Raw genomic sequence first — 24,482 nt, 5'->3', positions numbered from 1 at the left:
AGACGTCTGCAGCGGCTTTGAGGTGCGCTTATGCTAGCGCGGAGATACATTTGTTCCCGCAGGTGGCACCGTCGTAGGATCACGAGTCAGATGCGTTTCGAATTCTGTCAGACAGGCGCAAGATATTTCGTCTTTCGGGTCAGATGGAATCTCTACCATGGAGTCGTTTCATGTTGACAGCGAACAGCTGTTCGAATATGATCAACCCGTGAACGTATCAAGGAGGATACCGCATGGCAAAGAATTCAGGTCCCGTCCGTCAGGTGCACGAGCGCACCACCGGTGCCGAGCGCGATAAGATGATCGACATCACCAGAGCGGAGATCGAGAAGAAGTTCGGCACGGGCTCCATCATGCGCTTCGGCGACGGGGGGCCACAGCTCGAGGTCGAAGCGATCTCGACGGGCGCCTTGGCGCTCGATGCGGCTCTGGGCATCGGCGGGGTCCCCCGTGGTCGCATCATCGAGATTTACGGACCGGAGTCATCGGGCAAAACGACCCTGTCCCTGGAGATTCTCGCGGAGGCGCAGGCGGCGGGGGGCGTCGTCGCGTTCATCGATGCCGAGCACGCCCTGGATCCCGCCTACGCTGCTCGCATCGGGGTCGATATCGACGAGGTGCTCATCTCGCAGCCGGATACCGGGGAGCAGGCTCTTGAGATCTGCGACATGCTGATTCGCTCGGGTGCCATCGACGCGGTCGTCATCGATTCGGTCGCCGCGCTCGTACCGCGTGCTGAGATCGAGGGCGAGATGGGGGACACCACGGTGGGCCTGCAGGCTCGTCTTATGAGTCAGGCGCTGAGAAAGCTGGCGGGATCGCTTTCCAAATCGAAGACCATGTGCATCTTCATCAACCAGCTGCGCGAGAAGATCGGCGTGATGTTCGGCAACCCGGAGACGACTCCAGGTGGCCGCGCGCTCAAGTTCTTCTCCTCGGTTCGGATCGACATTCGGCGTATAGACAGCATCAAGAACGGTCAGGAAGTCGTGGGCAACCGCGTGCGCGCCAAGGTCGTCAAGAACAAGGTGGCGGCACCGTTCCGCTCGGCGGAGTTCGACATCATGTACGGCACCGGAATCTCGAAGGAGGGCTCCATCTTGGATATGGGAGTGGAGTTCGAGATCGTCAACAAATCCGGTGCCTGGTACACCTATGAGTCGGAGCGACTCGGGCAGGGCCGCGAGGCCGCTAAGGAGTTTCTGCGCGTCCACCCCGAGCTCGCAGAGGAGATCGAGGGGAAGGTTCGCGTCGCATGCGGTCTGGACTTCTCCGATGAAAGCACAGGCGATGCCGTGGAGGTCTCCGCTTGAGATCAGAGGTTCCGGGGCAATCGCAGCCGCGCGTCATCGAGATCGCCTTCGCATATCCCGAGAAATCATATTCATCGTTCGGCGGACGCGCGCATCGCCCGCCGGCCGAGATCATTCTTGTGCTCGAGGACAAAGAGCGCCGGACCCGTCTCGTCGCGACATGTGTGGCGCATGCCTGTCAAAGAAAGCAGCCGTCGCTGCCTCGGGATCTCGATGCGATCTCCAGCTTCCTCGATGCCACTGATCGCACCTGCTGCATGCAGCAGCTTGTCAAGATGCTCGCTCGCCGCGATCACGGTTCCGCCGAGTCACGTGAGAAGCTGATCGCTTACGGGTTCGCCGAGGACTCGGTTGATCGAGTTCTCGAGCGCGCCCGCGAGCTTCGGATGATCGATGACGGTCGCATCGCGCGCACCTATGCCGAGCGTCTCATGCAAAAGGGCTGGGGTCGCGCCATGGTCGGAAGGAAGCTGCGTGCGCGTGGGTTTTGCGCGGAAGAGATCGATCGAGCCCTTGAGATGTCCGGGTCGCTCGAAGACGAGCTCGCACGTGCGAGCGCTCAGCTTGAGCGCCGACCCGTGCCTGCGGTGAGGGCGTTTGAAAAACTTGCGCGCTATCTCGTCGGCAGGGGATATGCCCTCGAGATCGCCCGACGTGCAACGAGAGATCGATTGAGCCGCCTTGCCGAGCAGGCAGATTCGATGCGCGGGTAAGCGCGGCCGCGCGCGGCCGGTGCCGCGCCTGTAGTCCATCGGTGAAGCCTGCGGCAAACAGGTCCTCTCAATTGACAGAAACCTCGCTTCAACGTAGCATGAACGTGTCATTTGCCATATGATACGCCCTCACTTCAGGTGATGGCGAAAGATACGTTAGACATATCGACGCGTGATCATGTTGCGCAAATGTCCGATGCCTCGCAAGGGCACCGTCAAAGTTGCAGCAGATTTTTGACAAGGAGTTGAAAACCGTGGGCATGGAAATCGTGATCGGCCTCGTCTTTCTCGCAATCGGCGCAGCCGGAACCGCGGCCATCATGCGCACCGCCAAGAATAGCAGCCTACGTGACGCCGATTCGAAGGTCGAGTCGGCACATGCGAAGGCTGAGCGGGTAGTCGGCGATGCGCGGCGTCAGGCCGAGACACTTAAAAAGGAGGCCCTGCTCGAGGCTAAAGAGCAGATCATCCAGAGCCGGCAGCAGTCTGAGGCCGAGGAGCGACAGCGCAAGAAGGAACTTCGTGTGCTCGAGAATCGCGTGATGCAGCGCGAGGAGTCACTCGACAGGAGAAATGACGTCCTCGACAAGCGCGAGCACCAGCTGTCGAGTCTCGCTGGTCAAATCGAGAAGCAGAGCAGCGAGCTCAATGAGCTGTATCGCCGGCAGACCGACGAGCTGGAGCGCATCTCGTCGCTGTCACGCGAAGATGCTCATGCCGAATTGCTTGACAAGGTGAGAGCGGAGGTCACCCATAAGGCGGCGGCGATCATTCGCGAGTCCGACCAGCGTGTGAAAGCGGAGAGCCGCAAGCGCGCGCAAGAGGTCATCTCCACAGCGATACAACGATGTGCCGCAGATCACACCGCCGAGATCACGGTCACATCGGTTCACATCCCCTCAGATGATCTCAAGGGCCGGATCATCGGCCGCGAGGGGAGGAACATTCGAACGTTCGAGCAGATTTCCGGTGTGAACCTCGTGATCGACGATACGCCGGAAACCGTGGTTCTGTCGAGCTTCGATCCGGTCCGTCGCGAGACCGCGCGCGTCGCCCTCGAGAACCTGGTCGCTGACGGTCGAATTCACCCCGCCCGGATCGAGGAGATGTATCAAAAGGCGTTTGATCTCGTGCAGCAGCGTGTCGAGGAGACCGGCGAGCAGGCGGCCTTCGATACGGGCATCCATGATCTTCATCCAGAGCTCGTAAAGACCCTCGGCGCCCTCAAGTATCGCACCTCTTTCGGACAAAATGTTCTCGAGCACTCGCTCGAGGTCGCTGATCTATGCGGTATCATGGCGACCGAGCTGGGTGTCGACGATGTCGCAGCTCGCCGTGCCGGATTGCTTCATGATCTGGGAAAGGCGATCGACCACGAGGTCGAGGGGCCGCATGCTGTCATCGGCGCCGATCTCGCGCGTCGCTACGGCGAGAAGCCCGAGATCGTGCACGCCATCGAAGCGCATCATGGGGACGTCGACCCGAGCAGCGTTCTCGCTGTGCTCGTCATGGCAGGAGATGCCATCTCGGCGTCTCGACCCGGTGCGCGGCGTGAATCAGCGGAGAACTACATCAAGCGCTTGGAGAAGCTCGAGCGCATCGCCAATGCTCATGCCGGGGTCGAGCGAACCTATGCTATGCAGGCGGGCCGCGAGGTCCACGTCATGGTTCAACCTGAGAAGATCTCGGATGCGGATTCCGCCGTGCTCGCACATGATATCGCGCAGCAGATCGAGGAGGAGATGGAGTATCCGGGACAGGTTCGCGTCGTCGTGATCCGTGAGAGCCGTGCTGTCGACATCGCAAAATAGCATGGACGAATCGCACGATCTCATTTCGTTCGTCGCTTCGATGTCAGGTGAGGGAAGTCTGCGCGTCGAGGAGAACCTTGGCGACGGCTATGTTCGGCTTCGCATCTCAGAGGCGGAGCGACGTCAGGCAAAGCATGACATTCGCTGCGTCGAGGATATCGTCATCGAGATGCTGCGCAACGCGCGAGATGCCGGTGCCACCGAGATCTACGTCGCGACAGGTAAAGACGAGGACATTCGCACGCTCGTGTTCATCGACAACGGCGGCGGCATCCCGGCTGACATGCAGGAGCGAATCTTTGACGCTCGTGTCACCTCGAAGCTCGAGAACATGAAGATGGATCGGTGGGGCGTCCACGGTCGCGGTATGGCGCTGTTCTCCATTCGGGAGAACACGCGCGAGGCGCGCGTTATCGCATCTCAACCGAGTCAGGGCACGGCGCTGCTCGTTCGCGTCGATACATCATGTCTGAGCGAGCGCGCCGATCAATCGAGCTGGCCGCAGGCAGTCAGGGATGAGGACGGCGCCTACACGCAGCTTCGCGGCCCGCACAACATCGTGCGGGCCGCATGCGAATTCGGTCTGGAGGAACTCAACAACTGCGACGTCTTCCTCGGAACACCGACCGAGATCGCCGCAACGTTGTTCCTCCACGCCTCAGCGCGACTGGACGCATCGCGACTCCTGTTCACAGACGATGAAGGCGATCTGCCGGTCTGCGAGCGGTTGGGATGCGCCGCGGATGCGGCAGATCTCATGCGGATCGCCGCAGCGCTCGGCATCGTCATCTCCGAGCGCACCGCTCACAGGATCCTCGCAGGATCCATCGATCCTCTGAAGAGCGTCACCGCCCGCCTGTTGCGGGAGCGCGACAGCGCGGTTTCATCGCGACCTGTGGATCTCTCTCGTGATCGCAGGGGGCTCATCATTGCAAAAGAGGATCTCGATCACTTCTCTCGCGCCATGGAGCGCGAGTTCTCCTATCTCTCGTCTCGATACTATGTGAACCTTGCGCGCATGCCGAGAATTCGCGTCTACCGCAATCGGCTGATCGTGACATTCGATGTCGACAAAGAGGAATAAGGTCTATTGCCCTTGGCTTCATGATGCGCTAAAGTCAAGAAGAAGCTTACAGAATTGCAAATCAAACACACCATGCCGCAGGAGATCGTTTGATGGATTATCTAAAGGTATCGAGTAAATCCTCACCTGCCTCCGTCGCGGGTGCCGTTGCCGGTATGGTCAAGGACGGGCTTCCGGTGACGATGCAATGTGTCGGCGCGGGCGCCGTAAATCAAGCGATCAAGGCGATAGCGATTGCCCGTGGTTTTTTGATCCCTGTGGGGTTTGATATTTCATGTTCACCATTGTTCTCGGATATCTATATCGAGGGGCAGATGAGGACGGCCATTCGTCTCACCGTGAACGTCCATGCTCTGTCGCAGGCGACAGAGCAGCTGCCCGAGTATCTTTCCGACCGATCCGCATTGGCGTAGAGCTTTCATGACTGATCACGATACGCTTTCTCAGCTCGAGGGAAAGACATATTTCGTTCGCACCTTCGGATGCCAGATGAACCTACATGACTCCGAGCGGGTTGCCGGCTTGCTGGACTCCTGCGGGTGCCTTGAGGTCGAGACCCCTCAAGAGGCCGATATCGTTGTTTTCATGACCTGTTGCGTTCGCGAGGCAGCCGATGTGCGCCTGTATGGCCAGTGCTCGTCGCTGAAGAGTCTCTCTTCGCCACCGGGGGGCAGACGCATCGTGGCTGTGGGGGGCTGCATCGCCCAGCGGGACGGGCGCGATCTGCTCTGCAACCTGGACAATGTTGATGTCGTTTTCGGAACCCATTCCATCGCGCATGTCGCACAGCTGCTCGCAGCGGCGTTTGAAGATGAGTCGCCGCACGTCAGAACACGCGACCAGGAGAAACGGGCCGCGACCGACATGCCGTGGAGTCGGAGGCGCACCTATCACGCATGGGTGCCGATCATGACCGGGTGCAACAATTTCTGCAGCTACTGCATCGTCCCGTATGTCCGTGGACGCGAACGGAGCCGGCCTGCTGACGAAGTGATCGATGAGGTGGTCGGACTTGCCCGAAGCGGGGTGCGCGAGGTCACCTTGCTCGGTCAGAATGTCAACTCATACGGAAGGGATTCAGCGGGACGCCCCCGTTTCGCCAAGCTTTTGCGCGAGGTCGCCGACACCGGTATCGAGCGCATTCGTTTCACCTCCTCACATCCCAAGGATCTGCTTCCCGAAACGATCGAGGCCATGGCCGATCTCCCGGCGGTTATGCCGCAGCTTCATCTTGCCGTGCAATCGGGTTCCTCGCGCATCCTATCGCTTATGAATCGGCGCTATTCGAGGGAATCCTATCTCGAGCTCATCGATCGCGTGCGTCAGCGCATGCCCGAGATCGCCTTGTCGACCGATATAATCGTGGGTTTCCCCGGCGAGTCCGAGGACGATTTCGAGGAGACGCTCTCTCTGGTTCGATCGGTGCGCTTCTCGCAGGCGTTCACGTTCATCTACTCCAGACGTCAGGGCACGCCTGCTGCGCAGATCGAGGATTCCACGCCCCGCGATGTCGTGCTTGATCGCTACAATCGTCTTCTTCGCGTCGTGGAGCAAGGCGCCCTTGAAAACAATGAGCGAGATCTGGGTAGGACGGTGCCCGTTCTCATAGAGGGCTCATCGAAGAAGAATCCCGACATGCTGCAGGGCAAGAGTCCCAAAAATCAGACGGTTCACGCGCCGGTGCCCGACACGGCTGACGCAAGACGGTTCGTGGGATCGATTCTCGATGTAACAATCAAGCGCGCGCGAACGTGGTATCTTACCGGATCGGTCGTCGGTGAGCCGCATTGATCAAGACACGTGCCGCGTCCGTGAGCATCCCGGTGATCGCGATCGTCGGACCTACCGGTGTGGGCAAAAGCCATGTAGCCGATCTGGTTGCCGCTGCGATGCGCAGCGAGGTGATCTCAGCCGATGCGATGCAGGTCTATCGCGGTATGGATATCGGCACCGCGAAGATGCCCGCCGCTCAGCGCCGCGCACCGTTGCGTCTCATCGATATCGTCGATCCCACTGAGTCCTATTCGGCGGCGCTCTATCAAAAAGATGCACGCCAGCACATCGAGAGACTGCTTGCAGACGGCTCGGTACCTGTAGTTTGCGGAGGCACGGGTCTCTACGTGCGCGCCGCATTGGATGATTGCGTCTTTCCCCCCGGAGAGAAGGGGGATCGGCGCCGACGTCGCTATGAGGCGCTTGCCGCGCGAAAGGGCGATCAGGCTGTCTACGATCTGCTCGCGCGGCGCGATCCGGACAGCGCGCTCGCCATTCACCCTCATAACGTCCGGCGCGTCATACGCGCATTGGAGATGCTGGACCAAGGGGTGTCCTATGCCGAGCGACGATCGCACCTCACCAAGATCGAGCCGGTCTACGATACCGTATATTTCGGACTCGCTATGGAGCGAAGTGCTCTGTACAGACGCATTGAGAGCCGTGTGGATGCGATGATCGCGGCTGGACTCATCGCAGAGGTGCAGCAGCTTGTGAACGAGGGCGTCGCTGACGCGCTCACCTCTCGTCAGGCGATCGGGTACAATGAGATCATTCAGTACCTCATGGGCGAGCAGACGATGGAGGCCTCGATCGCGGCGATCAAGATGCGAACACGCAGATATGCCAAACGGCAGATGTCTTGGTTCGGACGCGATCAGCGGATCGAGTGGATTCACATGGATGAGCTACGAGTTGAAGAGGCAGCCCACATGATCGTCGAGAAGATGGGGAGGTCGTATGACTCATTTTCGTCCGGTATCCACAGAGCTCATTCCTGAGCGAGCGCTTTTAGTCGGTGTTGACCTGCACGATGGCGGCTGGCCGACCGAGAGCTCCCTGGATGAGCTCGCGCGGCTCGTCGAGAGCGCTGGCGCGAATCCGGTCGGCCGCATGGTGCAGCGCATGGCACGGCCAAATCCGAGGTCCATGATCGGATCGGGGAAGCTCGAAGAGCTCAAGTCGACAGTGTCTCGCCTTGATGTCGATGTGGTGATCTTCGATGAAGATCTAACCCCTTCGCAGCAGAACAATATCGAGCGCGCCATCGGAGCGTCTGTCAAGATAATCGATCGAACAGCGTTGATCTTGGATATATTCGGCATGCGGGCGCAGACGCGCGAGGGAAGCATTCAAGTCCAGCTCGCGCAACTTGAGTATCTGCTGCCTCGGCTCCGCGGGATGTGGACCCATCTTGCAAAGGAGCAGACGAGAGGTGGAATCGGCAGCCGCTTCGGACAAGGGGAGAGTCAGCTTGAGGTCGATCGTCGCCTGATCCGCAAACGGATATCCGCACTGAAGCGATCGCTTCTACAGATTGAGACGCGCCGTGATGTCCAGTCGAGAGCGCGCAGGGAGTCTCCTGCTTTTCGCATAGCTCTGGCCGGCTACACGAATGCCGGGAAGTCCACATTGATGAATCGTTTGACGGGATCGGATATCATGTCAGCCGACAAGCTGTTCGCGACGCTCGATCCGACGACGCGCGCGTTCAAGCTTCCCGGCGGCCGTCTGTGCACCTTGACCGATACCGTCGGCTTCATTCAGAAGCTTCCCCATGGTCTTGTAGATGCTTTCAAGTCGACGCTCGCCGAGGCTCGAGATTCCGATATCATTCTCGAGGTCGTCGATGCCTCAGACGAGAACTATCTACGCCAGATGTCGGCCGTGGACGTCGTGCTCGATGAAATCGGTGCTTCGGAGCAGCGGCGAGTCACGGTGCTCAACAAGATCGATCTTATCGATCCTCTCGATCGGGCCGATCTCGAAAGACGTCATCCGGATGCAGAGCTCGTCTCATCTGTGAACGGTTTGGGAATCGAGCGGTTGCTTGAGCGTCTGAGCTGCGAGGCCTCAACTCTCGACAGCGTCATCAGCTTGCGCATCCCGTATCGCGAGGCTGCGCTGATTTCGCTGGTACATGAACAGGGGCATGTGCTTCAAGAGGTGTTTGACGAGGATGCGGTAAGGCTGGTGGCCGATATCCCGCCGCGCGTCGCCGAACGCTTGATACGCTACCGGGATGCGTCCACCGACCAGCTATCTGAGCCAGAGATGGAAAAAAAGCAGTAACACTGGTTGGTGCACAAGGTAGATCGGAAGACTCGCCCTGCCGATCGCGGAGAGCACCTTGCAGCGGTCGCGGAGCATCCATGCGGGATAGCCTCGGGGGTGCGTGGGCCGCATCACACGGCCTAGAAACGCGCCTGCGAGATAGAGAAAGGAATAGGGGAGCAGGGGATAGTAATCGCCCGAACTGAATGCGCTCGAACGCAGGCCAAGCCAAGCGAGATGCTCCACCGGATATGTCCTGGTGGGAACAGCCCACGTGAGCATGAACAGGGCGCAACAGAGAAACAGCCCCAACCATGGTGAGACCAGCTCGAAGATCGGGCGGCTCAACGAGTACATCAGAGTACTGGCAGCCATGCAAAATAGAATGCCATAGCTTATAGGCGTGTCCACCTCTGCGACCCATGTTGCAGCCGACACGCCGAGGGCGCAGGCACCGTATAGCAGAGCTCTCCTTGCATTGCTTCGAGAGAAGACCGTCATCCATCCGGAGACTATCAGAAAGGTCCAGCTGATCGACGCCGACCATACGCTGCGCACGATCGTGTTCGTAAACCAGATCGTATTCGCGTCGAAAAGCACCACAGCGTCATAGCATGCATGATAGATGATCATCGAGACGACTGCTGCACCTCGTAGCACGTCGAGCGCGCGCACTCGTTGGCGATGATGAGGGGCCCCTCGACTCTCGCCGCGAAACATCAAAAGCGTCGCATCAAAGCAACGACCTTTCCCAGAATAACGGGATCGGTGACATAGATCGGCTCCATGGCATCATTGGCCGGCTGAAGGCGAACGCGTCCGGGCTCCTTGTAAAATGTTTTGACTGTCGCCTCGCTGTCGATCATCGCAACGATGATCTCACCATTCATGGCACTGCTCTGCTCGCGCACCACGATATAGTCGCCATTGAGAATTCCCGCATCGATCATCGAATCGCCGTGCACCTCCAAGATGAAGGAACTGGAGTCGGTGGCGATTTCGGTCGGCAGCGTGAAGGTGTCCTCAACGTTTTGCTCGGCAAGAATGGGCATGCCCGCCGCAACACGTCCGACGAGTGGCAGCGAGATGCTTCCGCGGTCGGGTTTCTCTATGACCTCGGCGAGCTTGGCTGAGCTTCCGTCCTCGTTGAAAAGCTCCAAGGCCCGTGGCTTTGTCGCATCTCGTTTTATGAATCCATGGTCTTCGAGTGCACTCAGATGGGCGTGGACCGTGGAGGGAGAGGAGAGCCCCACGGCGGCGGCCATCTCGCGAACACTCGGCGGATAGCCCTTCTCAAGCTGATATGAGCGAATGAAATCATAGATCTGCTGCTGTCTCTTTGTGATCTTGCGCACGATGTTCACCTTTCTCACGTCGAAAAACAAACATATGTTCTATTTATGCTTGACAAGAACAACTGTTCGAAGATAATTGTATACGAACATTCGTTCCTATGCCAGCACTTTGTCTTACCAATGCGATAGAGCGATCTCAATTCAGCATTTGAAGGGAACTTTGATGATTGAATCTTACGTCGCCGTCCAAGATCGTTTCCCATCACTTGGATCAAGCGAGCCGCGCCCGACCTTCAAGGTGCTTTCCGGCGGTCTCTCTCATCCTTCAGCTTGCTCACCTGTCGCGTCGCTGCGCGTGACTGGCAAGCATATCGCGCGCGAGGTTATCACGGTCTTGTTCGTCAGCTTGCTCGCGGGCGCGGTATTCGCTGCCGGCTTGGGTGTTATCGGTGGTGCGCGCGGCCGCTACGAGTCAGCGCGCGATCACGCGTCGCGGAGCGCGACCCAAATCGTTCAAGGGGACAGCTTGTGGTCGCTCGCTTGCGAGCATCCCATCGAGGGCCTCGGGACGGCTGATGTCTGCGAGATCATTCGCAGCTGGAACGACTTGGGTTCCGCGACGATACAGCCGGGTGCACGGCTCGTCGTTCCCGCGGGACCACATGACTTCCATGATGTCCGTGCGTCTCCCGATATATGATCTCAACCCTCGAATCAAAACCTTTTTGTGATCTATCTGGGGGGAGTCGTGGTATTCTTACCTCGTTTCCGATTTTGAGGAGGTCTGGATGCGCTGTCCCAAATGCGGCAGCGAGGAAACCCACGTCGTGGACTCGCGGATGCATGAGACGACCAACGCGATAAAGCGTCGTCGAAAATGTCTAGATTGCGGATATCGCTTCACAACCTATGAACGCTGCGAAGATCCAATCGAGGTAATCAAAAGCAATGGGTTGAGACAACCGTTTGATCGCAACAAACTGCTCGTCGGTCTCACGCGTGCCACGGTGAAGCGCTCGATCAGCCTTGAATCGCTGAATTCTCTCATTGATGATATCGAGCGCGAGTTGCGGGCTGGAACGTTCGCCTCCATACACTCGCGCGAGATCGGCGATATGGTCCTCAAGCGGCTCGAGCGGCTTGATAAGGTCGCCTATGTGCGGTTTGCCTCGGTGTATCGTGATTTTCAGGATATCGATGAGTTCCTTCAGGAACTTGACAAGTTAAGGTGAGAATATGGCATGCGTATCGGTCTCTATCAAGCGTCTCGATCCGTCGGTCGAGCTTCCGTCCTACGCCTACGCCGGCGATGCGGGGCTCGACCTTCGCGCCAGCGAAACGATCGAGCTCGGTCCGCACGAGCGATCGCTCGTCTCCACCGGTCTCGCGATCGCTTTGCCTGAGGGCTATGCGGGCTTTGTTCAGCCCAGGAGCGGCATGGCGCTCAAACGGGGGCTCTCCATCGCGAACTCGCCTGGTCTCATCGATGCTCATTACCGCGGAGAGATCAAGGTCATCGCCGTGAACCTCGATCCGCGCGAGTCCATTTGCATCGAGCGCGGAGAGCGCATCGCGCAGCTTGTGATTCAGGAGGTGCCCGCGATACGGCTCATCGAAGTTGAAACCCTTGATGAAACGCAACGCGGTACAGGTGGGTTCGGGTCGAGCGGCACGATGTAGCTCGATGCGATCGAAAAACGAAACCGAGGATAACCACATGCTTGAGAGATTCTTCAGATACACGCAACGCAATTCGAGTTCGGGTACCGAGGTGCGTGCAGGTGTGACAACGTTTTTGGCCATGTCCTACATCATCGCAGTGAATCCATCTCTGCTGGCTGCGGCAGGTGTTTCTGCAGAGGCCGCTGTGACCTCGACATGCTTTGCGGCCGGTGTCATGACGATTCTCATGGGGGTCTGCACGAATCGCCCGCTCGCGTGCGCATCGGGCATGGGGATCAACGCGGTCGTCGCCTTCTCGCTCACTGCGGCGAGCGGCGGTGACTGGCGAGTCGCTATGGGCGTCATTTTCCTCGAGGGGATCATCATCACCGGTCTTGTCCTGTGCGGTCTGCGCGAGGCCATCATGGATGCGGTTCCCATCTCGCTTCGACGCGCGATAGCGGTTGGACTCGGCATCTTCATCGCCTTGCTCGGTCTGATCAACGGTGGCATCGTCGTGAACAACGAGTCCACGCTGATCGGTTTCGGCTCGGTGTACTCACCTCAGTTCATGGTCGGGGCTCTCTCGGTTCTCGTGACGTTCGTTCTATTTGTATTTCACGTTCGCGGCGCCCTTCTGATCGGCATTCTCATCGCCTCACTCGCCGGCATACCGCTCGGCGTCACCGCGATCCCGCAGGGAATCTTGCAGCTGCCGAACTTCACGACATTCGGCGCACCGTTTCAAACCGCACAGGACGGATCGGGGATGGCGATCCTCAAGGTGTTCGTGAGCCCGACGCTGCTCGTATTCGTTTTCTCCATCATGCTCTCCGATTTCTTTGACACGATGGGAACGGTTGTCGCCGTGGCAAAACAAGGGGACTTTCTCGACCGAGACGGAAATGTGGAGGATATCCGCAGTATTCTTCTGATCGATTCGATCGCTGCGGCGCTCGGCGGGTTCGTGGGTTCCTCTTCATGCACGACTTTTATGGAGTCGGCCTCAGGTGCCGCAGACGGCGGGCGCACAGGACTGACCTCCGTTGTCTGTGGTTGTTTGTTTTTGGTCGCAGCGTTCTTCTCCCCGGTCATCGCTGTTGTATCTTCAGCTGCGACCTGCGGTGCCCTTGTTCTGGTCGGATATCTGATGATGAGCGTCGTTGCCGATATCGATTTTGATAAGCCTTTAGATGGTATCTCCGCCTTTGTCACCATCATCGGGATTCCGTTGACCTATTCGATTTCAACGGGGATCGGTCTCGGCTTCATCGTGTATTCCCTGATCGCGGTTTGCACCGGTCACATGAAAAAGATCAAGCCGCTCACCTGGATCGTCGATATCGCCTTTATCATCTCATTTCTCGTCGCGTGAGGCTCGGTTGCGCACCTTGTGAAATCTCGTTCGCTTACCGCGTGTGCGCGGGCTTCGCGCCCCAATAGAACGAGATGAAATGACGTTCCCGGTCGATGGGAACTCCGACATGGCTCATGGTGGCCTTAACGATATCGCTTGCCGCGTGGGGTCTGCGCAGCGCGCCCGCATTGATGATCAGAGCTTTGAGCGCGGCGGGATTGTCGTGCAGGTGCTTGAGCGTCAGCACGAGTTCCCGGGCGGTTGTGACGTGCATGCCGGCACCCATCGATGTGAGCATCGTCGTGTTCGCCTTTTCCTGACCGTATGATTTTCCGAGCAGGACCATGGGAAGCTGGGCGCATAGACACTCGGTCACCGTGAGGCCGCCTGATTTCATGATCGCAAGGTCGGAACCATGCATGAGAGCGGCCATATCATCTACGAAGGGCAGCACGGATACATTGCCGAGACCCATCCCCGCGAAGAGCGCCGAGAGCTTTCCCGAATACTCCTGATCCCGACCGGGAAGAAACACGAAGTGCATTCCCTCCAGAGCGCGCAGATAGGGAACGGTCTGCTCTATGGCGCATCGAAACCGAACATAGGGCTGAGGAAGCGTCGCCCCCGCCATGATCAAAACGATGAGCTTGTCCTGAGGGAGGCCGAAGAGCGCTCGGTCCGCGACGGGATCCGCAGGGCGCTCGAAGCCGTTGCGAACGGGGATCCCGGTGATGGTGATGCGCTCATCGATGACCCCTCGCGCTCGCAGGGTCTCCGCCATGTACTCGGTTGCGACGCAGAACAAATCGGTTTGTCGATGGGGCCACCAGCCCTCGATCTCATAGTCAGTGGGCACGCAGACCACAGGATAATCCATCCCTGTAATGGAGCGAGCTCCCACCGCGACATTGGCGCCGACGATATGGGTTGCGATGATGGCGAGAGGTCGGCGCTGACGCACATGCTCGGTGAACTTCGGAAACATGATATGCGACCATGCCGTTCCACCGCCCCACAGCAGGCGACCGGTGAGCGAGTATCGCCACGTGATATCGTAGATGGGACGCGTAGCCCCCGTGAAGGACGCTGCGGTCTTGTTGCCATCAAACTTGATGCGACCGAAATCGAGCACATCGACAACTTCGATTTCGATATTCTCGGGAATACGGTATCTGCCTCGCAGATCATCGATGCTCTGGGCGATCGCGCGGGCCGCCGCTCTGTGCCCGGAACCGACCGATGCGTGAATGACGATCACAACGGGCCTCGGGCTTCCCGGACGGATTTCGAAGGATCCTGTGCAGATATCATCTGATCCGAGCGCTGTCCTGTGCGCAGGCGACGGGACAACGGTATCATCTGAAGGCATTCACGCTCCTTGAGGTCACGTTCGGTCTGCGTATATTTTACGCTAAGAGGCCCCGCGCGGGTTTAGAATTGGGTATGACCAGAGAGATCGGATAAATCTCGATCCTGTGGGGAAGCTGAAAGGAACAACATGGATCAGATCACGCGTTGCGACGTAATCGTCATCGGCGGTGGACCGGCAGGGTTTTCAGCGGCCATATACGCTGCCCGCGCCGGACTCAACGTTCTCGTTCTCGAGCAGGGCATGCCCGGTGGACAGATCGCATCCACGGATTTCATAGACAACTATCCCGGTATCCAGCGCATGTCCGGAACCGAACTCGGCGAGAAGCTTCACAGGCACGCTGAGGACGCAGGGGCTCTGGTCGAGTTCGCCATGGTCGAGTCGCTGTCTCGCTCCGAAGACGGCATGTTCCATGTCAAGACGACCGATGCGATCCACGCTGCTCCGACTGTGATCGCGGCCACGGGTTCGGCCCCTCGCACCGTCGGTTTCAAAGGCGAGGACACCTATCGTGGACGCGGCATCTCGTACTGCGGCACCTGCGACGGCGCATTTTTCAAGGGGAGACTCGTTTTCGTCATCGGAGGCGGAGTCACCGCCTGTCAGGAGGCTATGTTTCTGACGAGGTTCGCACGCGAGGTCATCATGGTCGTCAGGCGCAACCAGTTTCGCGCACCCAAGAGCCTGATCAAGAAGGTCCTTGCCAACAAGGCGATTTCTGTTCGATTCGGTACCTCAGTTCTCGGCGTGGAGGGGTCTTCGATGCTTTCGCGCATCGTTTTTCAGGATAATGCGACCATGGAGACGTATGAGGAGACCCACGATGAGGGGTCGTTCGGCGTCTTTGTATTCGTCGGCAATGACCCGAGCGTCTGTCTCGTCAAGCCCTACGTCGATCTGGGAACCGATGGCGGCGTGATCACCGACGAGGCCATGGCGACGAGAACGCCGGGGCTGTTCTGCGCCGGCGACATGCGCGAGAAGGATCTTCGTCAGGTTGTGACCGCGATCTCCGATGGAGCGATCGCCGCGGTGAGCGCATACCGTTACATCGATTGTCATGCCGCTTGATCCCGGATAGGCGGAAGTCATCGACGTGAGGTCGTGTGGATATCAAATCACGATAATATATCTTATGTAATGTTGTGGGGTCTGCACCTCTGCCCTCACGCATGGGCTCGTCGTCAAAACAGATTCAAAACAGCTATGAAGATTGAAATGTGTATGCTCATTGGCCTCGTTGCATGTGTGGCGTTCATTCGAGCTATCGGCTATTTTGTAATCGAGACGGCGGTAAATTTTCGCTGATCCATTGTTGAATTATGGCTTGGTCGCTGGCCCCTGAAAAGGGTGATATTCAAAGGAGTACGATTATCGAGTGGTGAACCATTCGTATCCGATGATCAGCCCGCCGCGCTCCGCGTAAAACGAGCAGAGAGCCCCGCAGGGTAAGATGCGAATCTGTGCGGTCGGCCAACGTTGAACGATCATGTCAGCGAGTTCATGGGCAGCCCGTTGCCCATCGACGTAATCGATATAGACGAGGCCGCCGCGGTAACCATCCGCAGCCATGGTGTTGACGGTCTTCTGATTCATCTTTCGCTCACCGTGAGCCGGACCGACGATCTTGATCGTGCCCTCCGGGCTCGCCGTGCCGAGAATGCGAATGCTCAGCTTGCTCGCGATGATACCTGCCATCTTGGGCATGCGACCAGACTTTGACAGATTCTCATAGCTCATGAGGGAGAACAGAACCTGTGAGGAGCGCTCGAGAGATCGAGCGTAGTCGCAGGCATCCTCGAAGGTCCGCTCGCCGTCATGCAGGTACCGATCGAGCATTTCGACTATGACCTCGAGTTTGCCACCGGCGGACCGCGTGTCGAGCACGTATATACGGTGTCCGCCCTCCTCGAGCACCAGATCACGTGCGATGCAGGCCGCTTCATAGCTTCCGGACAGGTTGGATGAGATCGTGACCGCGATCACGTTCTCCGCGCACCGAAAAAGCTCCGCCCACTCCCCCGCACTCGGACACGAACTCGATGATGCCGCACCCTCTGCGGCTACGCGACGATTGAGATCCTCGACATCAAGGTCGGCATTATCGATATACTCCCGGCCGGCGACATTGATCTTGAGCGGTGCGAAGCGGTAGACGGTATCCGGGGCCGTGGGTTCAAACGAACGCAGGTTGCAACTGGAGTCCGCTACGATTGCCCAAGTCATTGCTGTCCTTTCAGATGAGCCACGGTGATATCGGCGAGCATACCGCGCGACCGCGTGGCACGAGGTCAGGTTCGCTCATGACAGTGTATCCATATCCGAATTGAATCGGTTGCAGTCAAACCCACTGCAACCAAATCACATATGCGAACCAGCTATCATATCAATCATAATACGTCTAACTGAGTCGGATTTGAAGCAGACGCGCTATATAAGAAGTGTCCATCTGCTCTCACGACTGAATGAGAACGAAAAGCTCCGGCCTTCTAGCGAGACGAAGCACTCATCGATAGAGCTGCCCGCCGCCGTGGAAGGAACCGAAATACCTCATATCGCTTGTCCCCGCGCCCTTGCCGAACGTTCTTGCACCGAAGATCTTGCCGCCTCCCACATAGAACGCGACATGTCCGCTGAAGAAGACCACATCGCCGTATTGGAGCTCGTTGACGTTGGTGGTGAAGCGACCGTGAGTCCGGAAATACATCTCCTGTCCGCCCGAGGTCGTCGAGGGAAGGGTGATACCGATGCACCGGTAGGCGTACCAGACAAGTCCGGAGCAATCGAATCCCACCGAGGGGCTTCTGCCGCCGCTCACATAGGCTGCACCCTCTTGCGCGAGCGCATAGCCGATAGGAGACGAGATAGTCGTTTTGCCACCGCTGGGATCTGGTGCGGGGGCGGGCGTCGGGGTCGGAACAGGAGCCGGGTTCGGTGCAGGTGGCGTCACATTGCCGCCGCTCTTGTCAGCGGTATTGTTATTTGTGCTGCCATCACCGTCGACGGGAACCTTTGCGGCACCGTTTGCGGCATCGTTTGAGGACTCCATACCGGATGCGACCGCTGCGTTGTTCTTGGCTTGCTCTTCAAGCTGTTGCTTGACCTCTGCGCTGAGCGAGTTCACGAGCGACTGGGCCTTCTTCTGATTCGCTGCCAGATCGTCGACCTGCTGCTGGATCTCGGCGAGCTTCTGTTCCTGTTCGACCTGCTTTCGCTCGAGTTCAGCTTTGAGATCGCGCACCGATTTGATCGTCGCCGCTTGAGCCGCCGATACCTTGTCCATGTAGAAGACGCGCTCGAGGATATCGTTGAACGTGGTCGAGTCGAGCAGAAGCTTGATCACCGAGGCACCGCCTGTCTTGTACTCGCTTGAGACATGGCCTGCCAGCTCGGCCTGCTTCTCGGTGAGCTCGGTGTGCTTCTCCTCGATCAATGATTTCGTATCCTCTACTTCGGCGGTGGAGGATACGAGCTGCTCCTGAAGTTTCTGGTAATCTGATCCGATCTGCTCGAGCTGAGCTGTCGCGGAGGCGAGATCGGACTGAGCGTCGGCGAATGCGCTCAGGGGGCTGCATGTGACGGCCGTGGCAACGCAGAGCGCAACCGCAAGCAATCTGCGCGTCAAAAGATGTATCCGAGTGCGAGCGGGCTTCGCGAATCGCATGCAAACACTTCCTACAAGTCCGGTGATGGTTCAGGTCATACACGACTTCAGTATAGCGGCCAGTCATCGGAGCTGTCAGGCGGCTCACGATCTCAGAGCGAAACCTCCAGAGTGTCCACACGCTATCTTAAGGGTTCCTTCGCGCAGGCAGACGGGCCAACCGTGGCCGCCGCGTGACGACCACGGCACCTCAGAGCTGCCCGCCGCCGATGAAGTTCCTCTGCGCGCTCAGTCTCGTGATGCGGACAACGTCGCCCGGTTGCGTCGCATTCAAGATCGAATCACCGCCGGCATAGAAGCCGACATGGCCGACGAAGAACACGAGGTCACCGTATTGCAACTGGGACTTGTCGGTCGTGAAGCGACCATGCTTTTTGATGTATTCGCATTGCGCGTCGGAGTTGTGCGGAAGGGACACCCCTTCCATGGCATAGGCGTACATCACGAGACCTGAGCAGTCGAATCCTGCGGGGGTGGAGCCGCCCCACACGTAGGGCACGCCGATGAACTGCTTGGCGTTCTCGATGTAGCTGCCGGTCGCATGACCGGGATTCGGCTTCGGGGAGGGCTTGCCACCGGAGTCCGCGGGGGTATCAGGGGATTTCTGCGTATCCGGCGTGGGCGTCGGCGAAGGGCTCGGAGTGTTGTCGATCACCTTCGCGAGAGCTTCGTCCTTGGCTGCCTGATCGGCGATCTGCTGCTTGAGATCCGCATCGAGGGACTCAACGAGGCTGCTGGCGCGCTCGCGCTCAGCCGCGGCGGCGGCGGCCCTCTCCTTCGCCTTGGAGAGCAGATTCTCCTGATCCCTCTTTTCATTGGAAAGCTGTTGGCGCGCGGTCTCGAGCTCTCCTTTGATGGTCTTGATATTGTCGATCGCGGCAGCTTGGGATTCAGAGACCTTGTTCATGTAATAGATGCGGGAGATCAGCTCGTTCAAGCTGTTCGATCCGAACAGAACCTCGGAAAACGACAGTCCGCCGGCCTTGTAGGTATCCGATATGTGCCGCGAAAGCTCGGTTTGCGCATCGCGCAACTCGGATTGCCTGCTCTCGATCTGCTGCGCGTTCTTTTCGATGTTGCCCTTCGTGACCTCGAGATCAGCCGTGTAGGCGGTGACCTGATCATAGATCTTGCCATAGCTCGAGGCGTACTGTTCAAGCTTTAAGCGAGCTTCCGCCAGATCCGAGGCGGTATCGGCGTATGCTGAGGGTGCCGAATCCAGTGCCGCAGCCAGCAAAATGCCCGCGCAGATGGCTATGAGCGTCAGTGCATGTCGAATCTGCTTCAGCATAGACAGTGCCCTTTCAAGGTGTGACGTGGAATTCCCATCGTGTGTCCACCCTACCCCGAATGGAGAGCGACAGGAAGGGTTCCGAGCCGACCGACGGGGATACTCCATATGGGCGAAGAAAATGCCACATAGATATGGAGGTGCTGTCAAGAAATAACGGGCATCGCAAGGAGATGAATTCGCTTCCTCGCTGAGTTTGATGCGCAGCCAGACAGCTCATGGAAACGACTTCGACGTCAATCGACCTTGACGAGGCTGAAGAGTTCGTGTTCGCCGACTTTTGCGAGCGCATCGCGCGGATGCAGAAAACCGAGCTCGAGAATGCAACCGTATCCGATGAGATGCGCCCCGGTGGTCTGCACGAGCTCGCCGGTCGCAGCGAGGGTCCCACCGGTTGCGACAAGGTCGTCTATGATGAGCACGCGGTCTTCAGCGGTGAGCGCATCGGCGTGGATCTGAAGGGTGTCGGTTCCGTATTCGAGATCATAGCTCACCGAGATCGTCTCGCGCGGAAGCTTGCCCGGTTTTCTCGCGGGGACGAAACCCGCACCCACCTCGAGCGCGACGGGTACGCCGACCATGAAGCCGCGCGCCTCGGGACCGATCACCTTGGTCACGCCCTGTCCCTGGAAATGCTCCGCGATCGTCGCGATCGTCGCGCGCATCGCGACGGCATCGGCGAACAACGGTGTGATGTCCTTGAACAGGACACCGGGCTCAGGATAATCGGGAATGTCGGCGATGTAGGCAGAGAAGTCGAATGTGGACACGATGGCTCCCTATTGGTCGAGTACAGATGTGATCCGGCTGAAGTGCGACTATGGCGTTCCGGTGATGACGGCCGCTTCCGAGGCAACGGGGATCTCGAGCGGCAGCGGAGCTGAAAGCTTCCCGAGATCGATCTGTTGCGGAGCCGGTTCCCGACTCGAATCGACCTCCGCCTCCGAACGAGTCAGCTCTTCATCGATCGAGTCGACGTCGGCGTCCTCGACGATCGCATGCAGCGACTCGAAGACGCGATTCTTGAGCAACTCGGTCTGCACCCCGTCAGTGAGATCGTGCAACTTCTTGAAGGCGCGCTCCAGTTTGGCGTCTCGGTCCTCGTCGCTGTCATCCATTCCGAGCATGCCGATCAGGACCTGCTCGAACATCGTGGATTCACGATTGGCGGCAAGCACGTATTGACGGAGGTTGCGAGCCTCGATATGAAAACGGGAGAGCTCGGCGCAGTAGCGTATGATCTGGAAGTCGCGTCCATCGATCAGATCGCGGTGCTTTGGACTCCTGATGATGCGAATGAGATCGTTTTCAGCCAGCGAGCGAACGAACGAGATGTCAACCCCGAGCAGGTCGGGGATGTTATCGATCGGATGAAGCTTCTGCTTGGTCTCCTTCGCCTCGGTTTTGAGCGGCACATCGGAGAGCAGGCCGACCTCGTAGGCGAGCTTGGACAGGTCAGTCGCGCCATCGAGGCGCTGCTTGATGACATTCAAGGGCATGTAGCGCGTCTTCTGAAGGTGCAAGATGACCTCGAGGCGATCAACGTCCTCTTTGGAGTACTGTCGATATCCCTTCGGTGTCCGATGAGGGGCGATCAGCCCCTCATCCTCGAGAAAGCGGATCTTGGAATTGGATAGATCGGGATACGCGCCGCGCAGGAGGTTGACGACCTGACCGATACTGAGGTAGCTGCGCTCAGCCAAAGCTACTCACCAGTCTCGATGCGCTCCGATTGACTTTCGTGGTACACCAGCGTGAAGGTGCCGATCTGAATGGAGGACCCGTCATGCAGCGTAGCGGTGTTCACGATGGCACCGTCAACCCAGGTTCCGTTCAACGAACCCAGATCCTCGATCATCGTTCCCCGTGATCTGCAGAAGATCTTCGCGTGAACCCGTGATACCGTCATGTCGTTCAAGAAGATCTGATTTGAGGGATCTCGACCGATGGAGGTCTCGTCCTCGTCGAGTTCGAAGACGTTACCGGTCTGCGGCCCCTTGATGATGAGCAGAATCGGTCTGGCAAACGGAGCGCGCTTCATGAGATCGGGTGCCGTAGCATCGTCAGACGGCATGCGAAAAACGCGCGTCGAATCAGTTTCACGCCTGATATCAGGCGTTTCATGTAAATTGCCAGACATGTGGAACCTCCATCGTGTCCCCCGCAGCGATGCCAGGGCTGATCATCCGAACATGTACATCATTCTACCTCAGAGCTGTCACGAAAGCCTTCGGCGACCGGTCCATCATCGTCTGACTCCACGATCTCCGGGTTGAGGAAATCCTCCTCCTCGTCTTCTGGGTGCTCTTGCGATCGCTTGACGAGCAGCACCCCCTTGGCCGTGTAGACAAGGGCTGTGAGGATCGAGAAGACCGAGCCCAGATAGACGAGAAATATGCCGAACGGAGCGTCCTCTCCATTCAAACCGGGAAAACCCGCGGCATCTGCCGGCAGCACATCGAGACCCTCAACTATCGGCTTTCCAAGCAGCATGAGCGTGAACCCCGCCATGAGCAGTGCCGTCGCGGCCTTGCCCGTGTAGACGACATCGATGGGGCGCCTGTGGAAATGATGCACGATAAAGTTGCCGAGCGCGAGATAGGCGTCGCGCGCGATGATCAGGATGCAGATCCACACGGGAAGCTCGGATCTGATCACCAGTCCGAGTACACCGGTGAACAGCAGGGCGCGGTCGACAAGAGGATCCATGAGTTTGCCCAGCCAGCTGACCGTCTTGGTCATGCGGGCGATCTGCCCGTCGAGCCAGTCGGTGCATGCTGCGATCGCATAGATGACAAGGGCGACGTAGCGATTCACATCGGTGACAAACAGGAACAGGAACACCAAGGTCAGAATGAGGCGCGAGCCTGTGATGAAGTTGGAGACGGTGAAGACCTTGTTCGAGGGGTAGTCGGAGGTCCCGATGAGCTCCTTTCTGATCTTCCTTTTGAGACGCACGTTGATCCCCTAGTTGCGTTGGCGCGAACACATAGACAGACTGCTGATACCCATTCGTCGATCGCATGTGACGCGCCGCTCGCATGCGTCTCGTATCCGGGCGCATGCCTCCGACAGCGATACAATGGCCATGAAACGAAAACTTGGCTCCGCATCGTTGGACTTCCAAAGCAAGAATCAAATCAGATCCAATGACTTGGTGAGCTTTCCGAGCAAGAAACATGACGTCAGACCGTGAAACGATTGTAGCAGAAGTACGTGTCCGCGATCAGCCCTCCACGGACTTCGGGCACCCGTCTTTGAAGTGCGAGGGCGACCATGCCGCGGTCCTGAGACCTATCCGATCGGATCGCCGCTGAGCTATCCGCGTTGCAGTCCGAAGAGGCGCTCGTTGTCAGCAGCGCGCTTCGCATTGATATCGCGAATCTCCATATCTCCATCGATATAGGGCTGGTACATCGCGAACGGGTCACCCGCTCCGAGGCTGCATGAGCTGCACATCTCGCAGCTTCCGTCGCCACAGCCGGCCAGCGAGCGTCGAATGATCTCCTCGCGCTGCTCGCGTGTGGTGTCCTTGATCAAGATGCTGCGATGTGGGCTCACGGCTCTCACTCCTATGTCTCGATACTCTACGAATACGATTGCGTATAAACAACGTCAACGTTTGCTGTTCAGAATTGCGATTTATAAAAAACCTGCAACAAGAATTATAGCGTGAATCCTCGAGACATCAGGGCCCCCTATGCATTGCATAGAGGGGCCCCAAAGAGAAAGCAGTCCGCTATAGGGAACCGTCTGTCACATGACGTTGAAATTTACGACGACACGAAAAGACGTGCCCTCGATCGCCTTTTCAAAAGCATCTTTAACATGATCCGCAGTATATTGCGCGCTCACGAAAGGTCTCATATCGACTATTCCCTCTGACACCAGCGTAGCTGCTCTTACAAAATCACGAGCATTGGAATTTGCAGTGCCGATGGTTCGTATAGAGCAGCTATGCATCCAACCCGCGTCGATGGGCACAAGTCTGTCCTCGCCCGGCTTGGGATGGATAGAGCTGTAAAGGATGACCGCCCCGGTGTTGCCAACACAACGATAGGCATCTTCGAGCACGCTCGGAAACGGCGTCGTGTCGAAAACCACTTGCGCCTTGCGACCATCTGTATATTCGAGTACCTTCTGAGCAAGATCCTCATTCGAGGGATCGATCGTGTGATTCGCTCCGAGCTGTGAGGCGAGTTTAAGTCTTTTTTCGTCGATGTCTGCCGCAATGACAGATGCTCCGCGTTTTCCAGCTAGCTGAATATGCAACTGACCCATGATGCCGCATCCAATGATCAGAACGTAATCACCAAACTGGATGTCAGCAGATTCCACACTGTGGACCACGCAGGAAAGCGGTTCGATGATCGCCGCCTCCTGTGAACTCACATCATGATATTTGAATACGCAATGGGTCGGAACGAGAAGATATTCCGATAGCCCTCCCATTCCGTGATACGGAAGACCTTCCAGTTTCGTTTGATGGTCAAAGTGCGGACAACTCTGCCCTTCCCCCGTCTTGCAAAGAAAGCACTCATCACATGACAGATTGGCTCCGATGACAACATGGTCTCCGATCTTCCATTCTCGGGAATCGACATGTTCACCGATTTCTTCAATCGTTCCAGAGACTTCATGGCCGCCGATAAACGGATACTCGACCTTATTCATACCGGTGTACACACGTTGCTCCCAGGTACACAGAGCGCAACTCTCAACTTTGATCAAAACATCGCTTCCGATTGCGTGAGGCTTGGGGCATTCTTCCAAGACGATATCTCTCACTCCTCGAAACACCGCGGTTTTCATAGTTTCTACCTGCATGTCGATTCCACCTTCCAGAGCTGAGATAATTGGATCACTTCGTGAA

The 24,482-nt window shown here is 57.9% G+C and carries 24 protein-coding genes and 1 pseudogene; 13 read left to right on the top strand and 12 right to left on the bottom strand.

From position 1 onward, the window contains the following. The first annotated feature begins 233 nt into the window (after nucleotides 1-233). From recA to hflX, 8 genes are all read left to right on the top strand, one after another. Nucleotides 234-1,313, top strand: coding sequence for a recombinase RecA (gene recA, locus CORGL_RS05015; protein ID WP_013708832.1), 1,080 nt, complete (start codon nucleotides 234-236; stop codon nucleotides 1,311-1,313). Next, entirely contained in the window at nucleotides 1,310-2,026 is a 717-nt protein-coding gene (locus CORGL_RS09385; RefSeq protein WP_013708831.1) for a regulatory protein RecX, read from the top strand. The genes recA and CORGL_RS09385 overlap by 4 nt, the downstream gene beginning before the upstream one ends. 260 nt (nucleotides 2,027-2,286) lie before the next feature. After that, the gene (gene rny / locus CORGL_RS05005) at nucleotides 2,287-3,837 is read left to right on the top strand and encodes a ribonuclease Y (protein ID WP_041738620.1); all 1,551 of its coding nucleotides are present in this window, start codon (nucleotides 2,287-2,289) and stop codon (nucleotides 3,835-3,837) included. 1 nt (nucleotide 3,838) lies between these two features. Continuing rightward, on the top strand, nucleotides 3,839-4,921 hold the full coding sequence (locus tag CORGL_RS05000) for an ATP-binding protein (RefSeq protein WP_013708829.1): 1,083 nt from the start codon (nucleotides 3,839-3,841) through the stop codon (nucleotides 4,919-4,921). Between the two features lie 92 nt (nucleotides 4,922-5,013). Continuing rightward, nucleotides 5,014-5,334 (top strand): stage V sporulation protein S, encoded by a 321-nt coding sequence (locus CORGL_RS04995; protein ID WP_013708828.1) that lies wholly within the window; start codon nucleotides 5,014-5,016, stop codon nucleotides 5,332-5,334. Between the two features lie 7 nt (nucleotides 5,335-5,341). Next, nucleotides 5,342-6,712: a tRNA (N6-isopentenyl adenosine(37)-C2)-methylthiotransferase MiaB gene (gene miaB / locus CORGL_RS04990; RefSeq protein ID WP_013708827.1), complete on the top strand. Its 1,371-nt coding sequence runs from the start codon at nucleotides 5,342-5,344 to the stop codon at nucleotides 6,710-6,712. Beyond that, on the top strand, nucleotides 6,709-7,695 hold the full coding sequence (gene miaA / locus CORGL_RS04985) for a tRNA (adenosine(37)-N6)-dimethylallyltransferase MiaA (RefSeq protein ID WP_013708826.1): 987 nt from the start codon (nucleotides 6,709-6,711) through the stop codon (nucleotides 7,693-7,695). Before miaB ends, miaA begins: the two co-directional genes overlap by 4 nt. Then, nucleotides 7,655-8,986: a GTPase HflX gene (hflX, locus tag CORGL_RS04980; RefSeq protein WP_013708825.1), complete on the top strand. Its 1,332-nt coding sequence runs from the start codon at nucleotides 7,655-7,657 to the stop codon at nucleotides 8,984-8,986. The genes miaA and hflX overlap by 41 nt, the downstream gene beginning before the upstream one ends. On the opposite strand, the gene CORGL_RS04975 is transcribed toward hflX, so the two are convergent. Continuing rightward, nucleotides 8,954-9,688, bottom strand: coding sequence for a heparan-alpha-glucosaminide N-acetyltransferase (locus CORGL_RS04975; RefSeq protein ID WP_013708824.1), 735 nt, complete (start codon nucleotides 9,686-9,688; stop codon nucleotides 8,954-8,956). The genes hflX and CORGL_RS04975 overlap by 33 nt on opposite strands. After that, on the bottom strand, nucleotides 9,688-10,326 hold the full coding sequence (gene lexA / locus CORGL_RS04970) for a transcriptional repressor LexA (protein ID WP_083810037.1): 639 nt from the start codon (nucleotides 10,324-10,326) through the stop codon (nucleotides 9,688-9,690). The genes CORGL_RS04975 and lexA overlap by 1 nt, the downstream gene beginning before the upstream one ends. 160 nt (nucleotides 10,327-10,486) lie before the next feature. Between lexA and CORGL_RS04965 the strand changes: the two genes are divergently transcribed. The 4 genes from CORGL_RS04965 to CORGL_RS04950 all read left to right on the top strand — a co-directional run bounded on the left by CORGL_RS04965 (nucleotide 10,487) and on the right by CORGL_RS04950 (nucleotide 13,300). Next, entirely contained in the window at nucleotides 10,487-10,963 is a 477-nt protein-coding gene (locus CORGL_RS04965) for a LysM peptidoglycan-binding domain-containing protein (protein ID WP_013708822.1), read from the top strand. An 88-nt stretch (nucleotides 10,964-11,051) separates the two neighbouring features. Then, nucleotides 11,052-11,495 carry a transcriptional regulator NrdR gene (nrdR, locus tag CORGL_RS04960; protein WP_013708821.1) on the top strand — a complete coding sequence of 148 codons (444 nt, stop codon included), beginning with the start codon at nucleotides 11,052-11,054 and terminating at the stop codon, nucleotides 11,493-11,495. 4 nt (nucleotides 11,496-11,499) lie between these two features. Then, nucleotides 11,500-11,943 (top strand): dUTP diphosphatase, encoded by a 444-nt coding sequence (dut, locus tag CORGL_RS04955; protein WP_013708820.1) that lies wholly within the window; start codon nucleotides 11,500-11,502, stop codon nucleotides 11,941-11,943. A gap of 37 nt (nucleotides 11,944-11,980) precedes the next feature. Then, entirely contained in the window at nucleotides 11,981-13,300 is a 1,320-nt protein-coding gene (locus CORGL_RS04950; protein ID WP_013708819.1) for an NCS2 family permease, read from the top strand. A gap of 34 nt (nucleotides 13,301-13,334) precedes the next feature. Here the strand turns inward: CORGL_RS04950 and CORGL_RS04945 are convergent, their stop codons facing one another. Further along, entirely contained in the window at nucleotides 13,335-14,651 is a 1,317-nt protein-coding gene (locus CORGL_RS04945; RefSeq protein ID WP_013708818.1) for an MGDG synthase family glycosyltransferase, read from the bottom strand. Between the two features lie 117 nt (nucleotides 14,652-14,768). Here CORGL_RS04945 and CORGL_RS04940 point away from each other — a divergent pair. Then, nucleotides 14,769-15,725 (top strand): annotated as a pseudogene (locus tag CORGL_RS04940) (NAD(P)/FAD-dependent oxidoreductase); the annotation flags it as partial. A gap of 300 nt (nucleotides 15,726-16,025) precedes the next feature. On the opposite strand, the gene CORGL_RS04935 reads toward CORGL_RS04940, so the two are convergent. The 9 genes from CORGL_RS04935 to CORGL_RS04895 form a co-directional block, all read right to left on the bottom strand. Beyond that, on the bottom strand, nucleotides 16,026-16,880 hold the full coding sequence (locus CORGL_RS04935; RefSeq protein ID WP_013708816.1) for a DegV family protein: 855 nt from the start codon (nucleotides 16,878-16,880) through the stop codon (nucleotides 16,026-16,028). 280 nt (nucleotides 16,881-17,160) lie between these two features. Further along, a complete protein-coding gene (locus tag CORGL_RS04930) occupies nucleotides 17,161-18,318 on the bottom strand; it encodes a coiled-coil domain-containing protein (protein ID WP_013708815.1) in 1,158 nt (385 codons plus the stop codon). A 190-nt stretch (nucleotides 18,319-18,508) separates the two neighbouring features. Beyond that, the gene (locus CORGL_RS04925; RefSeq protein WP_013708814.1) at nucleotides 18,509-19,609 is read right to left on the bottom strand and encodes a C40 family peptidase; all 1,101 of its coding nucleotides are present in this window, start codon (nucleotides 19,607-19,609) and stop codon (nucleotides 18,509-18,511) included. A gap of 236 nt (nucleotides 19,610-19,845) precedes the next feature. Further along, complete coding sequence (locus tag CORGL_RS04920; RefSeq protein ID WP_013708813.1) at nucleotides 19,846-20,379, bottom strand: adenine phosphoribosyltransferase; 534 nt, start codon at nucleotides 20,377-20,379, stop codon at nucleotides 19,846-19,848. Nucleotides 20,380-20,427: 48 nt separating this feature from the next. Continuing rightward, entirely contained in the window at nucleotides 20,428-21,312 is an 885-nt protein-coding gene (ftsR, locus tag CORGL_RS04915) for a transcriptional regulator FtsR (protein ID WP_013708812.1), read from the bottom strand. A gap of 2 nt (nucleotides 21,313-21,314) precedes the next feature. Further along, a complete protein-coding gene (locus tag CORGL_RS04910; protein ID WP_013708811.1) occupies nucleotides 21,315-21,749 on the bottom strand; it encodes an FHA domain-containing protein in 435 nt (144 codons plus the stop codon). 59 nt (nucleotides 21,750-21,808) lie between these two features. Then, complete coding sequence (locus CORGL_RS04905; RefSeq protein WP_013708810.1) at nucleotides 21,809-22,567, bottom strand: CDP-alcohol phosphatidyltransferase family protein; 759 nt, start codon at nucleotides 22,565-22,567, stop codon at nucleotides 21,809-21,811. Between the two features lie 360 nt (nucleotides 22,568-22,927). Next, complete coding sequence (locus CORGL_RS04900; protein WP_013708808.1) at nucleotides 22,928-23,170, bottom strand: hypothetical protein; 243 nt, start codon at nucleotides 23,168-23,170, stop codon at nucleotides 22,928-22,930. 195 nt (nucleotides 23,171-23,365) lie between these two features. Further along, nucleotides 23,366-24,436 (bottom strand): zinc-dependent alcohol dehydrogenase, encoded by a 1,071-nt coding sequence (locus tag CORGL_RS04895; protein WP_013708807.1) that lies wholly within the window; start codon nucleotides 24,434-24,436, stop codon nucleotides 23,366-23,368. Nucleotides 24,437-24,482 lie beyond the last annotated feature (46 nt).

The organism is Coriobacterium glomerans PW2 (assembly GCF_000195315.1).
Classification (GTDB): Bacteria; Actinomycetota; Coriobacteriia; order Coriobacteriales; family Coriobacteriaceae; genus Coriobacterium; species Coriobacterium glomerans.
Note: the sequence above shows the minus strand (reverse complement) of the source record. Positions and strands in the feature narration are given on the sequence as shown.